The organism is Halorubellus litoreus, from assembly GCF_055378595.1.
The window spans coordinates 2,819,736-2,832,771 of record NZ_AP043836.1 but is presented as its reverse complement, the minus strand read 5'-3'; the positions used below and the strand labels follow the sequence as shown (position 1 = coordinate 2,832,771).

Sequence of the window (13,036 nt, the reverse complement as noted above, 5' to 3'; positions counted from 1 at the left end):
GCTGGAGAGGTCAAACACTCCCCGCGACCCGAGCGCAGGACTTCGCGCGACCCGGCTCAGATGACGGTGCCGTGCTTCTTGTCCGGGAGGTCCTTCTCGACGGTCTCGTAGAACGCGAACCGGTTCTCGAGTTCCTCGCGGAGCGTACTCGGCGGGACGATCTCGTCGATGACGACCTCGCTCGCCATCCGATGCACGTCGATGTCCTCGCGGTACTCCTCGCGCAACTCCGCCTCGCGCTCGGCGCGCTCCTCGGGGTCGTCGATGTCGTTCAGCTTGTTCGCGTACACCGCGTTGATGGCGGCTTCGGGCCCCATGATGGCTATCTCGCCGGACGGGAGCGCGATCGTACTCTCGGGGTCGTACGCCGGGCCGCTCATCGCGTAGATGCCCGCACCGTACGCCTTCCGCACGACCACGCACTGCTTCGGGACGGTCGCGCTCGACGTCGCGTAGATCATCTTCTTCCCCTTCTCGAGGATGGCGTCCTTCTCGACGCCACTCCCCGCCATGAACCCGGGCGTGTCAGCGAGGTACAGCAGCGGGACGTTGAACGCGTCTGACTTCCAGATGAACTCCGCGGCCTTCTCCGCCGCGTCCGGGAAGATGGCGCCCGCTCGCTGCGCGGGGTTGTTCGCGACGATACCGACCGTGCGCCCGTCGATTCGCGCGTACCCCGTGACGATCTCCGCCCCGTAGTCGGGCTGGAGTTCGAAGAACGAGTCCGCGTCGACGACGCGGTCGATGACGTCGCGGATGTCGTACCCGCGATTCGGTTCCTGCGGGATGACCGAGTCGATACCCTCCGGGGACTTCTTCGGCGGCTTCCCGTCGGTCTTCGGCGGCTTCTCGTCGCTGTTGTTCGGCAGGTAGCTCACGAGGTCCGCGACGAGTTCGCGCGCGTGCTCCTCGTCCTCCGCGACGAGGTCCGCGCTCCCGGACTCCTCGGCGTGCACGTGCGCGCCGCCGAGGTCCTGCATGCTGATGTCCTCGCCCGTCACCATCTTCACCATCCGCGGGCTCGCGATCGCCATCGCGCTCATGCCCTCGACCATCACGGTGAAGTCCGCGAACACGGGCGTGTACGCCGCGCCAGCGATACACGGCCCGTACAGCACGCACACCTGGGGGACGCGCCCGGAGAGCATCGAGTGATTGTAGTAGTACTTCCCGATGCCCTCGCGGTTCGCGAAGAACCCCGTCTGCTGGTCGATGCGACCCCCGGAGGAGTCCATCAGGTACAGCACGGGCTTCGCGGTCTTCAGCGCGCGCTGCTGCATCCGAAGGAACTTCTCGACGCCCTTCCCCGCCATCGACCCCGCTTTGACCGTGAAGTCGTTCGCCATGAAGTGAACGTCACGACCCTCGAAGTCCGCGGCGCCCGTCAGGAGGCCGTCGGCGGGAATCCGGTCCTCGTTGTCGAACTCCGCGAACTTCCCGTCCTCGAACAACATCCCGTCCTCTCCGAACCACAGGTCGATGCGGTCGCGGACGAACAGCTTCCCCTGGTCGCTCAGACGATCCTTGTACTTCTCCGGGCCGCCCTCGAGTATCTCCTCGATCTCCGTCCAGAGCGCCTCTTCGCGGTCGGTCGGGCCGAGTTCGTCCTCGACGGCGGCGGCGACCTCCCCGGCGTCCGCTGGCGTCTCGGCGGTCGCGTCCTCGGGTGCCTCCTCGACTGCCGCGGGCTCGTCGGCGTTCCCGACGAACACCTCGACGTCGTCGCCGAAGCGTTCGGCGAGCGCGCCGGCGATCGCCGACGCCTCAGCCTCCGTCGCCCCGTCGCTGATTCGGACCTTCATGCCCGGGATTGCTCGCGGCGGTGAGAGAAAGGTTTCCCTTTCGGTCGCGGCGACTCTCGCCGCCCGACCGGGTTCGCTCAGGCGGTACGGTACCGGAGTGCGCGTCGGGCGCGCTTGACGCCCTGGCCGAGCGCGACGACGGCTGCGGCGACGGCGGCGAGCGCTGCGAGCGAGACCACCATCCCGAACGCGACGTAGTACATCGCGGACGCGCCGACGAACGGGATGATGCCGGCGAGCGACAACAGCACGGCCTCCAGGACGAGGAAGCGGACGGCCCACGGGTGTCTGACGAACAGCGCGCCGAGCGTCTCGCGGTCGAACGAGAGGTCGATGGACTCGGTCGAGTTCTGGTGTTCGTGTATCTGCGCCATCGTCTACGTCCCGGTCGTGGCGCCAGCCCGGTATGAGTCCGGCCAAGGCTGTGCTCCGTGAAACTCCGTCCCTGCGCGTCTCGGAGCGTTGCGAGGCGTCCTGGCGGTTCGTCGAACTCGATGCCGTGAGCGAGCCGATTCGCTACCGGCGCGCGTTCTCGTTCCGTGAAGCCGCGGGCGCGAGCCCGGACCGTCGACGCCTCTTGGCTGAGCCTTTTTGCGTGTCGGGTCGCTGTGGCTCGGACGTGACTGGTGAGTGGGACGCCGAGACCCTGTTCGACGTGTTCGAACGCGAGACTGCGCGCAAGATACTGGCGTTGACGTCAGTCGAGCCGATGGCGGCCCAGGAGCTCGCCGAACGAACCGACGAGTCCGAACCGACGATCTACCGGCGACTGGACGCGCTCGAGGAGTACGGCCTCGTCGAGGAACGCACGCACATGGACGCCGACGGGAACCACTACAGCGAGTACGAGACGAACCTCGAGGCGGTCTGCTTCCGGCTCGAGGACGGTGGGTTCACCATCGACGTCACGTACCGGACGGAACTCGTGGACTGAGCCGGTCGCGTGGGCGTGACCGACGCCACGCGAGACCGCGACGCCCGGGCGCGGTCAGTCCAGTGCGGCCTCGAGCCGGTCGATGAGGGCTTCGTTCCCGACGTGCAGGGGGACGCGCTGGTGGACGTCGCCGTCGGGCTCGACGTCGAGGAGCGACTGCGTGCCGTCGCTGGACGCACCGCCCGCGGTCTCGATTATGTGCCCGATGGGGTTCCCCTCGAACTGGAGGCGGAGCTTCCCGTCGGGCGCCGACTCCAGCGACGGGTACGCGAAGACGCCGCCGTACTCGACGACCTGGTTCACGTCCGCGATCATCGCGCCGCCGTACCGGAGCTTCAACTCTTGCTCTATCTCGCGAACGTACGCCTCGAAGTCGTCGTGCCAGTCCGGAACGCGGCCGCCGAACCCGTAGACGACGGGGTCGTCGGGGACCGTGACGTCGGCGTCCCTGACGCGGCGGTCGCCGTCGACGACCTCGTACTCGGTGACCTCGTCGTCGCGCGCGACCGTCATCGTCGTGATAGGGCCGTAGAGGACGAACGCGCTCGCGACGAGGTCGCGGCCCGACGCCGGAATCGAGCCGTCGTACACCGCGAGGATGGTCCCCATCGCGTTGTTCGACTTGAGGTTCGACGACCCGTCGAGCGGGTCGACCGCGACCGCGAGCGCGCCGTCGGCGTCCGCGTCACCGCTCGCGGAGTCGCCAGAGCCGGTACCGGAGGCGTCGCCCGCGGAGTCGCCAGAGTCAGTAGCGCCGACGGCGACCACGCCCGTGCGTTCCTCGCTCGCGTACTCGACGACGCCGTCGATGCCGCCGAGGCGTTCCTCGAGGAGCTGGTCGGCGTACACGTCCGCGGCGAGCTGGCGTTCACCGCTCTCGTTCTCGGTGTCCTGGTAGCTGCGTCGACCGACCAGCCCCTCGCGAATCTCGGGCGTGGCGCTGGCGAGCGCGTCGAGGACCGCGTCGACCGTGGTCTCCATCGTCGCGTGCATCTACTGGACTGCGTCGAGCGCTTGCTCCGCGGACTGTTCCTCGAAGATGACCTTCTCGAGCGCGTCGAGGATCTGGACGGGGTTGTCGCGCTGGAAGACGTTCCGGCCGACCGCGAGGCCCTTCCCGCCCGCACTGATGCACTCCTCGACCTGTTTGAGGAACGCGTAGTCGTCGCTCTTGGAGCCACCACTCATGACGACCTTCGTCTTCCCGGCGGCGTCGACCGCCCACTCCATCGCCTCGGGCGTTCCGGGGTACTTGACCTTCGCGACGTCGGCGCCGAGTTCGAGCGCGAGACGCGCGGCGTACGCGATGGTCTCGGGGTCGCGGTCGCTCCGGAGGCCCTGCCCGCGCGGGTACGACCACATCACCATCGGGAGGTCGTGCTCGCGTGCCTTCTCCTGGGCGTCGCGGAACTCCTCTGCCATCTCGATCTCGTTGTTCGAGCCACCGTAGAGCGTGAACCCGAGCGCGTCCGCGCCGAGTTCCTCCGCGGCGTAGTCCACCGAGCAGTTCACCGCCGAGTCGGGTTCGCCGCGCCAGAGGTTCGACGTCCCGTTGAGCTTCGCGAGGAGGTTCACGTCGTCCTCGTAGCTCGGGTAGTACGCCTCGGCGACGCCCTTCTGGACGGCCATCGCGGTGACGGCGTCGTGGGTGCCGACCTCGAAGACCGTCTCGGGGTCGATGGTCTCGGGGACGGGTTCGAAGTCGACGGGGCCGTGTTCGAGGCCGTGGTCCATCGCGAGGATGAGTATCTTGCCGTCGCGCACGAGCGGGGTGTCGTCGATGGGGAGCATGCTATGCGGGACTCCGCAAACTGACTACTAAGGTTTGACGGTCGTTCCCCGCCTCGTCGACGGTTCCCAATCCGGTAGGAGCCGGCTTCTCCAGGCAGGAATCGCTGGAATCGAGATTCTGGAAACTGACTACTGGTGTAGTTAATAGTACTTAAACCGGGGTTGCGGGGTCAGTCCGCGAGTTCGCGCGCCTGGAACCGCCACGTCCGCACCGCCATCACGTTCATCTCGAGGAGGTCGGCGACGGTGCTCGCGGAGGCGAACGCGAGCTGGCGGACCGAGGTCACGCCGACGTCGGCGAGGTCTTCGGCGTCGTCGGGGCCGACGCCGGGGACGGCGGTGACGGGCGTCGGGCGGTCGCGGTCCGCCCAGACGTCCGCGGGTTCGCGCTCGACGGGGTCGTACTCGGGGACGCCCATCTCCTCCCAGTCGCTCGCGCTCGCCGCCACCCACTCGCGCTCGCCGTCCTGGAGGCCGGAGACGTCGGCGGAGCGGTCCTCGATGCCCTCGCCGAATCGCGTCGAGTACGGGAGGCTGAACTCGCGGCGGAGCGCCGTCGCCGTGTCGGCGTCGACGCCCGCCGAGAGGAGGTCCCTGTAGCTCACCGCGCGCTCGTGGACGTCAACCGCGTCGACGTCCGCGTCCGCCATCGCGCTGGCGTCCGACTCGTCCACCCCTGGGAGCGCGGTCCGGTCCACCACTGCCTCACCCACCCCGCGCTCGGACTCCTCGCTGGCCACGTTGTCCAACCCAAGACGGGGTATCGCTTCAATGTTGGCACTCGCAGAATCGAACTTACACTTTCCTCACTAGTTCGCGCCAGTTATATTTCAGAATCCAAATCGGTTTTAGTTGAGACAGCACCGTCCAGCCAGATAGAAGCCGGCATACCTCCTCGCTTTCGTCTGCTTTTTCCGAAACTAGTTGGCACTTGCCTTCAGATACCAATTACATTATATTTAAATAATTGGTCCGGATTTCGAACTGTATGCATCGACGAGATGTACTCAAGGCGGTAGCTGGAACGAGTGTGATAACGAGCGTCGCGTCGACGGCCACGGCTGAGCGGTCGGACGGCCCGAGCACGGACGTCCGGTACCGCGGCACCCGCATCTTCGAGTACGAACCCGAGCGCGACGGGGTCGCGTACACGGAGAAGTTCCGGAGCAAGGAACTGCGGTCGACCGTCGGCCGGACCGTGGTCACCATCGACCGCGGGGTCGTCGCCGAGCGCGAACTCCCGGAGCGATACCGCGACCGCACGTCCGCGTTCAGCGTCGAGTTCGAGGACGTCGCGTACCTCGCAACCATCGAGACCTTCGCCGAGAAGGAAGCCGATATCAAGCGTCAGGCGAAGTCGTCGTCCGAACCGACCGTCTCGTCCATCGACACGGTCCCGCTGTACTCGTACTCGGACACGTCCACGGACCTCTCCGAGCGCACGGGCCCGATAAGCGTCATCTGGGACACGTTCCGCGACGCGGACCAGATACAGTACGAGATGCAGAACCTCGACGTCTGGTCGGGCAAGTGCTGGTGCTCGGCGCTCCCGAGCAAGGACCGCTACGTCATCCTCGACGACGGGAGCACGCCCGCACAGCACGCGGGGTTCGCGAAGGGCACCGGCTACCTCGGCGCGCAGTGGCACGCCCGCCTCTGGGACCTCCCGGACGGCCGCGTCGTCGCGCAACCCCACTACGACACTGCGGACCACTGTCAGATAGCGCTCGAGTGCGACTTCCGTTTCGACGAGACGCGTGACAAGGTCGTGGACTCGTTCACGTCGAACGTCGGCGATTACAGCGCCGACATGCAGTGGGCCGGCAACGGCGACGGCTACACGGACGACGAGAGCGCCGATGGCTGGGCAAAGATTATAACGCGGAACTGATAGGTACTACGTATGACTGCTACCGTCGACTCCACGTCGGTGAACCGGGACGACCTGGTCCGCGTCGCCGTGGCCACGGTACTCGGCGTTCTCGGTATCTACGTTGCCGTCGTCGCGGCCGACGCCCTCCTGCACGGGTCCGTGTCGCGGCCGGGAGACGCGGTGCTGGTGCCGTTGCTCGGCCTGCACGCGCTCGTCGTCGGCATCTGGTGCGGGCTCCGGGACATGTCGGAGAACAGCACGGTCGTCGTCAGCACCAGTTACGTCGTCGCCCTCGTGGCACTGATGCCGGTGGCCGAGTTCGTCGAACCCGTCGGCGCGCTCACCGACCCGAACCTCCCGCTGCTCGCGGTGCTGTTCGTCATGGTGCTCGGCGTCGTGCAGGGACTCTCGTACGTCGGGTATCGAGTCGGCGGCGCGCTCGCGGACTGACGCGGCGACGAGCGAACCTCCCACATTTTTACTGCCGTTCGGCGAACTACCGCTCATGGTACGCACACTCGACGACGTGGAGCGCGTCGGCGTTGTCGGCGCCGGCACGATGGGCAGCGGCATCGCGCAGGTCGCGGCGCAGGCGGGCTACGACGTGACGATGCGCGACATCGAGCAGGACTTCGTCGATTCCGGGTTCGAGACCATCGAGGACAGCCTCGACCGGTTCGTCTCCCGCGACAGCATCGACGCGGACGAGAAGGCGGCTATCCTCGACCGTATCTCGGGGACGACCGCGCTCTCGGACCTCGCGGACTGCGACGTCGTCGTCGAGGCCGCCCTCGAGGAGATGGACGTCAAGCAGAGCATCTTCACGGACCTCGAGGACGCCGTGGACGACGAGTGCCTGCTCGCGACGAACACGAGCACGCTCTCGATCACGACCATCGCGAGCGCGATCGACAGCGAGGAGCGCGTCGTCGGCCTGCACTTCATGAACCCCGTGCCCGTGATGGAGGGCGTCGAGATCGTCGAAGGCGAGAAGTCCAGTAGCGAGGCGCTCGACCTGGCGCACGCGTTCGCGGAGGACCTCGGGAAGACGACGTGGGAGTCCGACGACAAGCCGGGGTTCGTCGCGAACCGCATCCTGATGCCGTGGATCAACGAGGGCATCCGCGCGTTCGACGAGGGCGTCGCGACGAAGGAGGACATCGACACCGGGATGGAACTCGGAACGAACGTCCCGATGGGGCCGCTCACGCTCGCGGACCACATCGGCCTCGACATCTGCCTGCACGCCAGCGAGACGCTCCACGAGGAACTCGGCGACCGCTACAAGCCCGCCTACCTCCTCAAGCGGAAGGTCGACGCCGGCGACCTCGGGAAGAAGACCGGCGAAGGCTTCTACGAGTACGACTGAATCTCGTTCAGTCGTCGTCAGTGGCTGTGGTGGCAGCAGTGGTCTCGAACATCTCGCGGGGGTACTCCTCATAGCCCGTTCCGGTGACTGCGAGCTTCGAACTCGTCTCCAGCGTGAACTTCGGGACGACCCAGGGGGCGTGGTCATCGATGAGTTCCTTTGCATCGGCAACGACGTCCGTATCGGCGGCTTTCGCAGCGACCAGGTAGTCGCTTCGCGTATCTGTCCCGCCAACGATTGTCTGTTGGTTGTTCGCATCGATCTGCACAGTTTTCGAGTATGGGACCGGTTTCCCGCCATCGGTCACGCCAAGCTCGAACGTCCGCGTCCGCTGTGTCTCGTTTCGTGCGATGTATCCCGCGACGTTCAGCCACTCGTCACGGTTGTTCGACGAGAGGCAGCCGGCGAGTCCACACGCGACGGCCGACCCTGCAGTCGTCAGTAGCTGTCTTCGCGAGGTCATGTTGGGCACGACCTAGCCGTCGGACAAATGCTTCGTGGTGTTTCTGGCCGCAATTATCGGGGAATGACACGGGGAGCGGACCGCTCCAGTTCGTGGCCGGTACAGTCGGCGTTTCACTCTGGCGTGGTTTCTTGTCAGTTCGGGGAGACGGTCGAGTCGTGACTCGCAGGTTGGTCCCCGTGGTCGCCGTGGTCGCGGTCCTCGCGCTCGTCGTCGTCGCGCCGGCGCCAGCGGCCGGCGCGCACCCGCCGGTCCCGCTCTGTGGCGGGTGTACTGGCGGGTTCGAGGACGCGGCCGCGGACCACGGCGCGAACGCGACGGTACAGCGAAGCGAACTCACGCTCCGCTTCCACGAGAACGGCACGGCGACCGGGGAGGCGACGCTCCGCGTCGACGAGCGCGCCGCGAACCGCTTCCACGAGAACGCGTCGCTCCTCGACGCGGTCGCGCGGGACGCGTTCGTCACGCCCGAGCGGAGCGAGCGCTCGCACTGGGTGAGCGGGGCGGTCGTCCAGGGCGTCGAGAACGTCCGCGCCGGTATCGACGACCGGACGGTGACGGTCCGGTTCGCGCTCGACGACGTGGCTCGCGACGGCTACGGGGGCGTCGTCTATACCGACCTGTTCCGCCGGAACGGCACGGTCGGCGGTATCGACCTCCAGGTCGACGAGGCGACGGTCCTCGGGCCCGACGACCACGTGATCGTCCGCGCGCCGGACGGCTGGGGCGGGGACGCGATACGGTTCGTGGCGACGGACGGCTCGCGGTTCGTCGGGTACGGCGGGTACGTCGCGTGGGCGCCCGACGCCGGCGCGGCGAGTTACGTGAGCGCGGCGGCGAGCATCTGGACGTCGGAGGCGAGCACGGAGGTTCCGCGCGTGCTGTCGGTATCCTGGATCGCCGGGGTGCTCGCCGGCGCGCTCGCGGGGCTGTTCGCGCTCGTCGCGCACCGGTTCGACGGCCCAGAGTGGGACGACGCGGCGTGGTCCTCGCCTGGCCGCCTCGCGGTCGGGTACGCCGCGGCCACGGTCGCCGGCCTCGCAGTGACGTACGTGGCGCTCGCGTGGTTCGGGCTCGGCGGCCTCGGGATGACGGTGCTCGCGACCGTTCCCGGGGTCGTCGTCGCCGCAGTCCTCGCGGGTGCGCTCGCGGTGGTCGGCGGTCGCGTCCGGCGACCGGTCGCTCGACTCCCGACCGCGGTGCTGTACGTCCTCCCGGTACTCGCCGTCGGGTCGTTCGCGGCCGCGGTCGCGGCACCGGGGACGGCGGCGCTCTGGGCGTCGTCGACGAGCGTCCTCCTCCTCGGCGCGCTCGGCGTGGCGACGACGCGCGGAATCCGTCCGACGCTCGCGGTCGCGGTCGCGTTCGCGCTCGCACCCGTCTGTCTGGCGTTCCCGACGCTCTCGCCGTCGAACTTCGCGCCGCCGCTCGGCCTCGCGTGGGTGCTGGTCGTCGCGCTCGTCGGCGTGCCGCTGTTCGCGCTCGGCCGCCGTCGCGGCGGCACGGAGCGGCGCGGGTCCGGAGAAGGCCCCGCGGCGACCGCCGACTGACTCAGAGGTATCCGGCGCGGTCGGCGAGCAAGAGCGGCGTGAGCGTCCACCCGGTCGCCTCGGCGCTCGTCGCGACCCCCATGGCTTCGTCGGGGTCGACGACGTGCACGTCCAGGAACTCGTCCGCGTCCGGGTCCGCGCCGTCTGGGGTCGGTTCGACGTCGGTCGCGACCGCGACCGCACGGCGGACCCTCGCGACGCCCATCGGTCGGTACGTCTGGAGGACGTGGACGTTCCGACTCTCGACCGCGTACCCGGTCTCCTCGCGGAGTTCGCGACGCGCCGCTGACTCGAAGGACTCGCCGTCGCGCACGCCGCCGGCGGGGCACTCGACGCACGCCTCGCCGAACGTCGGCCGGTACTGCTCGACGAGCACCACGTCGCCGTCGGGCGTGAGCGCGACCACCGCGACCGCCTCTGGTGTGTCCTCGTCGCCTGCGTCCACGTACGCGTGCTCGTCGCGGACGCCGTCCGGGCGGACGAGGCCCTCGCGGACGAGCGCCAGCGAGCCCGCGGTCGCGACGCGCTCCTCGTCCCCGTCGTGCTCCCACTCCTCGACCATGCCTGATGACACCGGGTTCTCGGACAAGACACTTACCGTCGCCGGGCGCACCGCGTTGGTATGAGCGCCCTCCATCGCGCTATCGCGGTCACGTTCGCGGTCCTCGCGGTCGCGAGCGTCCTCGCGCCGCTCGCGGTCGTGCCGGCGACGGCGAGCACGCCCCCGGACCCGGTGTGTCCGGTGTGTGCGCGCCACGTCGAGTACGCGAGCGACGACGCGGGCGTCGAACTCGAGGTCGTCGAGAGCGAGGTCGTGATGCGAGTACAGGACGACGACAGCGCGCGGTTCCGCGCTCGCGTCACGGTCACGAACGACACCGCGAGCGCGCTCCGCGGGAACGAGAGCGCGGTCGACGCCGTGGTCGACGAGGCGTTCGAGTACCGGTACGTCGGCGACGAGCGCGGTGCGCGGAACGTCACGGCGTCGTTCGCTGGCGACGAACTCGTCGTCGCGTGGACCATCCCGGACGCGGCACGCAGCGGCCCTGGTGGGACGACGATACTGACGCTGTTCGGCGAGTCACGGGTGGGCGTCCAGCTGAACGCGGACCGCCTCGTCCTCTACGGCGACGACGACGCGCGCGTCGTGAACGCACCGCGCAGCGGCGTGGTCGAGGACCTCGCGGCGACCGGGAACGGGTCGCTCGACGGCGAGCGCGTCGTCTGGAACGGGAACGCGGACTACGACGCGCCCGGGCACCTCGAATCGGGGACGTACGTCGCGTTCGCACCCAGCGAGGGCGTCGTCGCGAGTGCCGGCGGCGAACTCGGCGTCGCGCTCGCCGTGGGGCCGGCGATGCTCGGCGACGCCGTGATGGCGGGCGGCCCGAGCGCGCTCGTGCTCGCCGCGGCGCTCGCCGCGTGCCTGTTCGTCCTCGGCGGGAGCAGTGATCCGGCGCGAGACGCCCGCTGGCTCGCGGTCGTCGCCGCGCTCGCGGTCGTCGGAGGCGGCGCGTACGCGCTCGTCGACGGCTACGGCCCGCTGCTCGACCGGAACCTGGAACTGCTCGCGCTCCCCGCCGGCATCGCCGCGTTCGGCGCGCTCACCGCGCGCGCTCCCGCGGTGGCGAACCTCCGCGAGGCCGCGCTCCGCGTCGCCGGCACCGTCGGCGTCGGCGGCGCCATCGCCGTGGCACTCTCCGGGTCCTTCGTGAACGTCGTCGTGGCGACGTTCACCGTCGCCGTCGGCGGGTTCTACCTCGTCGGCGTCTACGACGGGCGCGTCGGCTGGCCCGTCGCCGCCGTCACCGCACTCGTGCTCGCGACGCCCGTCCTCGCCGTGCTTCCGGCCACGCCCGTCGGCGGATTCGGTCCCGGGTTCGTCGCGTTCATCGTGACGCCCGTCGCGCTCGTCGCCGCGCTCGTCGGCGTCGTCGCGTACCGCATCGGCGCCGGCAAACCGGTGACCGGCGAACGCGTCGTCGAACGCGCCCAGACCGCCTGAAGCGGTCGCGTCGAACCAGCACCGAAGCCGCGAGAATCAGTACTTCCGCGCGAACGTCAGGTAGCCGGTGTGGCCGACGCCGCCGGTCGCGGGTCGGCTCCCGCGGTCGTCGAAGTCCATCGGTCGCTGGATGGTCTCGTCCGTGCGGGCGTCCTGCAGGCCCGCCTCGCGAGCGGCTTCGACGGCTTCGCGGGTCTGTTCGACGAACGGCGAGTACACCGCGACGAACCCGCCGTAGCGCAGGACCTCGGGCGCTCGCGCGACGACGTCCGCGGCGTCGCCGGTGTCGAGCGTGAGGACGTCGTAGGACTCGTCGGCGTGCGCGTCCAGTTCCTCGGTGAGGTCGCCCGTACGGACGTCCACGTTGTCGTCGACGCCCGCGAGCCGCATGTTCTCGCGAGCGACGTCCGCGAACTCGGGGTCGCGCTCGTACGTCGTCACGTCCGCGCCCATGCGGCCGAGGTACGCCGACAGGACGCCCGTGCCGGTTCCGGCGTCGAGCACGCGATCACCTGCTGCGACGCCGGTATTTCCGACGACGAGGCCGACGTCTCGCGGCATCATCGGCGCGCCGGTGCGCTCGAAGTGCTCGAAGAGGTCCGGGCCGCGGAGCGGCCGGACCGTGAACGTCTCGCCGAGATGCGTCTCGAGGACGTCGCCGTGTTCGACGTCCTCGGGGACGTCGAGCACGCCCAGGTCCGTGTGGAGTTCGTCCCCGGGAGCGCGGAGGTACTCGCGGTCCTCGTGGACGAGGAGGACGCTCACTCTTCGAGCTCGGAGACGGCCGCGGCGAGGTCGCCGTCGTTCGCCTCCAGGGCCTCGCGGGCCTGGTCCTCGGGGACGCCGGCGCGCATCGCGACGAGCTCGACGTCGTCGTCCGGGATGCCCGCATCGTCGGCGTCGCCGTCCGCGTCGCCGGACTCGACTGCGGGCGCGTCACCGCCGCCCTTCTCGCGGGTGTCGGGCGACCCGACGACCTGGTAGGTCTCCTGGCCGCGAGCGTCCATCTTCGTCACCTGCGCGTCCGAGAAGTACAGCTCCTCGTCCGCGGTCCGGATGATGACCTCCTCGACGTCGAGCTCGTCGACGTCGATACCCATCTGCTTCATCATCTGCTGCATCTTGCGCGGGTTCATGCCGCCGCCGCCTCCTCCAAACATACCCGAGAGTCCTGCGTCGACGAGCAAAAGAGTGACGAACGGTCGCGTCCGGGTCGAAGACGCCCGACGGCGCGCTCGCGGCTCGTCGG

General features: G+C 69.0%; 15 protein-coding genes. 6 read left to right on the top strand and 9 right to left on the bottom strand.

Annotation, left to right across the window (positions count from 1 at the left end):
• Positions 1-56 precede the first annotated feature (56 nt).
• Complete coding sequence (locus tag ACZ48X_RS18385; protein WP_336348307.1) at positions 57-1,802, bottom strand: acyl-CoA carboxylase subunit beta; 1,746 nt, start codon at positions 1,800-1,802, stop codon at positions 57-59.
• Between the two features lie 77 nt (positions 1,803-1,879).
• Complete coding sequence (locus ACZ48X_RS18380; RefSeq protein ID WP_336348308.1) at positions 1,880-2,176, bottom strand: hypothetical protein; 297 nt, start codon at positions 2,174-2,176, stop codon at positions 1,880-1,882.
• A gap of 245 nt (positions 2,177-2,421) precedes the next feature.
• Here ACZ48X_RS18380 and ACZ48X_RS18375 point away from each other — a divergent pair, with 245 nt between their 5' ends.
• Positions 2,422-2,736: an ArsR/SmtB family transcription factor gene (locus ACZ48X_RS18375; RefSeq protein WP_336348309.1), complete on the top strand. Its 315-nt coding sequence runs from the start codon at positions 2,422-2,424 to the stop codon at positions 2,734-2,736.
• 54 nt (positions 2,737-2,790) lie between these two features.
• On the opposite strand, the gene ACZ48X_RS18370 is transcribed toward ACZ48X_RS18375, so the two are convergent.
• The 3 genes from ACZ48X_RS18370 to ACZ48X_RS18360 form a co-directional block, all read right to left on the bottom strand.
• Positions 2,791-3,717: a class 1 fructose-bisphosphatase gene (locus ACZ48X_RS18370; protein WP_336348310.1), complete on the bottom strand. Its 927-nt coding sequence runs from the start codon at positions 3,715-3,717 to the stop codon at positions 2,791-2,793.
• A 12-nt stretch (positions 3,718-3,729) separates the two neighbouring features.
• Positions 3,730-4,527 (bottom strand): class I fructose-bisphosphate aldolase, encoded by a 798-nt coding sequence (locus ACZ48X_RS18365; RefSeq protein WP_336348311.1) that lies wholly within the window; start codon positions 4,525-4,527, stop codon positions 3,730-3,732.
• A gap of 170 nt (positions 4,528-4,697) precedes the next feature.
• Complete coding sequence (locus tag ACZ48X_RS18360; protein ID WP_336348312.1) at positions 4,698-5,267, bottom strand: DUF7409 domain-containing protein; 570 nt, start codon at positions 5,265-5,267, stop codon at positions 4,698-4,700.
• A 248-nt stretch (positions 5,268-5,515) separates the two neighbouring features.
• On the opposite strand from ACZ48X_RS18360, the gene ACZ48X_RS18355 reads away from it, so the two are divergent.
• Genes ACZ48X_RS18355 through ACZ48X_RS18345 form a run of 3 tightly spaced genes read left to right on the top strand, consistent with a single transcriptional unit; the run spans position 5,516 to position 7,769 of the window.
• Entirely contained in the window at positions 5,516-6,418 is a 903-nt protein-coding gene (locus ACZ48X_RS18355; RefSeq protein WP_336348313.1) for a hypothetical protein, read from the top strand.
• A 12-nt stretch (positions 6,419-6,430) separates the two neighbouring features.
• A complete protein-coding gene (locus ACZ48X_RS18350) occupies positions 6,431-6,850 on the top strand; it encodes a hypothetical protein (RefSeq protein WP_336348314.1) in 420 nt (139 codons plus the stop codon).
• Positions 6,851-6,905: 55 nt separating this feature from the next.
• The gene (locus tag ACZ48X_RS18345) at positions 6,906-7,769 is read left to right on the top strand and encodes a 3-hydroxyacyl-CoA dehydrogenase family protein (protein WP_336348315.1); all 864 of its coding nucleotides are present in this window, start codon (positions 6,906-6,908) and stop codon (positions 7,767-7,769) included.
• 7 nt (positions 7,770-7,776) lie between these two features.
• Here ACZ48X_RS18345 and ACZ48X_RS18340 read toward each other — a convergent pair whose 3' ends face one another.
• Positions 7,777-8,232, bottom strand: a complete 456-nt coding sequence (locus ACZ48X_RS18340; protein WP_336348316.1) for a hypothetical protein — start codon at positions 8,230-8,232, stop codon at positions 7,777-7,779.
• A gap of 158 nt (positions 8,233-8,390) precedes the next feature.
• Between ACZ48X_RS18340 and ACZ48X_RS18335 the strand changes: the two genes are divergently transcribed.
• On the top strand, positions 8,391-9,782 hold the full coding sequence (locus tag ACZ48X_RS18335; protein ID WP_336348317.1) for a hypothetical protein: 1,392 nt from the start codon (positions 8,391-8,393) through the stop codon (positions 9,780-9,782).
• 1 nt (position 9,783) lies between these two features.
• Here the strand turns inward: ACZ48X_RS18335 and ACZ48X_RS18330 are convergent, their stop codons facing one another.
• A complete protein-coding gene (locus ACZ48X_RS18330; RefSeq protein ID WP_336348318.1) occupies positions 9,784-10,344 on the bottom strand; it encodes an NUDIX hydrolase in 561 nt (186 codons plus the stop codon).
• A 60-nt stretch (positions 10,345-10,404) separates the two neighbouring features.
• Between ACZ48X_RS18330 and ACZ48X_RS18325 the strand changes: the two genes are divergently transcribed.
• Complete coding sequence (locus ACZ48X_RS18325) at positions 10,405-11,787, top strand: hypothetical protein (RefSeq protein ID WP_336348319.1); 1,383 nt, start codon at positions 10,405-10,407, stop codon at positions 11,785-11,787.
• Positions 11,788-11,823: 36 nt separating this feature from the next.
• Here ACZ48X_RS18325 and ACZ48X_RS18320 read toward each other — a convergent pair whose 3' ends face one another.
• Both ACZ48X_RS18320 and ACZ48X_RS18315 read right to left on the bottom strand, forming a co-directional pair.
• Positions 11,824-12,552: a tRNA (adenine-N1)-methyltransferase gene (locus ACZ48X_RS18320; protein ID WP_336348320.1), complete on the bottom strand. Its 729-nt coding sequence runs from the start codon at positions 12,550-12,552 to the stop codon at positions 11,824-11,826.
• Positions 12,549-12,947 (bottom strand): nascent polypeptide-associated complex protein, encoded by a 399-nt coding sequence (locus ACZ48X_RS18315; protein WP_336348321.1) that lies wholly within the window; start codon positions 12,945-12,947, stop codon positions 12,549-12,551. Before ACZ48X_RS18315 ends, ACZ48X_RS18320 begins: the two co-directional genes overlap by 4 nt.
• Positions 12,948-13,036: the final 89 nt, after the last annotated feature.

Coding starts and splice junctions, on each gene's coding strand:
- ACZ48X_RS18385 (WP_336348307.1), bottom strand. CDS start 1,802: ATGAAGGTCCGAATCAGCGACGGGGCGACGGAGGCTGAGGCGTCGGCG.
- ACZ48X_RS18380 (WP_336348308.1), bottom strand. CDS start 2,176: ATGGCGCAGATACACGAACACCAGAACTCGACCGAGTCCATCGACCTC.
- ACZ48X_RS18370 (WP_336348310.1), bottom strand. CDS start 3,717: ATGGAGACCACGGTCGACGCGGTCCTCGACGCGCTCGCCAGCGCCACG.
- ACZ48X_RS18365 (WP_336348311.1), bottom strand. CDS start 4,527: ATGCTCCCCATCGACGACACCCCGCTCGTGCGCGACGGCAAGATACTC.
- ACZ48X_RS18355 (WP_336348313.1), top strand. CDS start 5,516: ATGCATCGACGAGATGTACTCAAGGCGGTAGCTGGAACGAGTGTGATA.
- ACZ48X_RS18350 (WP_336348314.1), top strand. CDS start 6,431: ATGACTGCTACCGTCGACTCCACGTCGGTGAACCGGGACGACCTGGTC.
- ACZ48X_RS18345 (WP_336348315.1), top strand. CDS start 6,906: ATGGTACGCACACTCGACGACGTGGAGCGCGTCGGCGTTGTCGGCGCC.
- ACZ48X_RS18340 (WP_336348316.1), bottom strand. CDS start 8,232: ATGACCTCGCGAAGACAGCTACTGACGACTGCAGGGTCGGCCGTCGCG.
- ACZ48X_RS18330 (WP_336348318.1), bottom strand. CDS start 10,344: ATGGTCGAGGAGTGGGAGCACGACGGGGACGAGGAGCGCGTCGCGACC.
- ACZ48X_RS18325 (WP_336348319.1), top strand. CDS start 10,405: ATGAGCGCCCTCCATCGCGCTATCGCGGTCACGTTCGCGGTCCTCGCG.
- ACZ48X_RS18315 (WP_336348321.1), bottom strand. CDS start 12,947: ATGTTTGGAGGAGGCGGCGGCGGCATGAACCCGCGCAAGATGCAGCAG.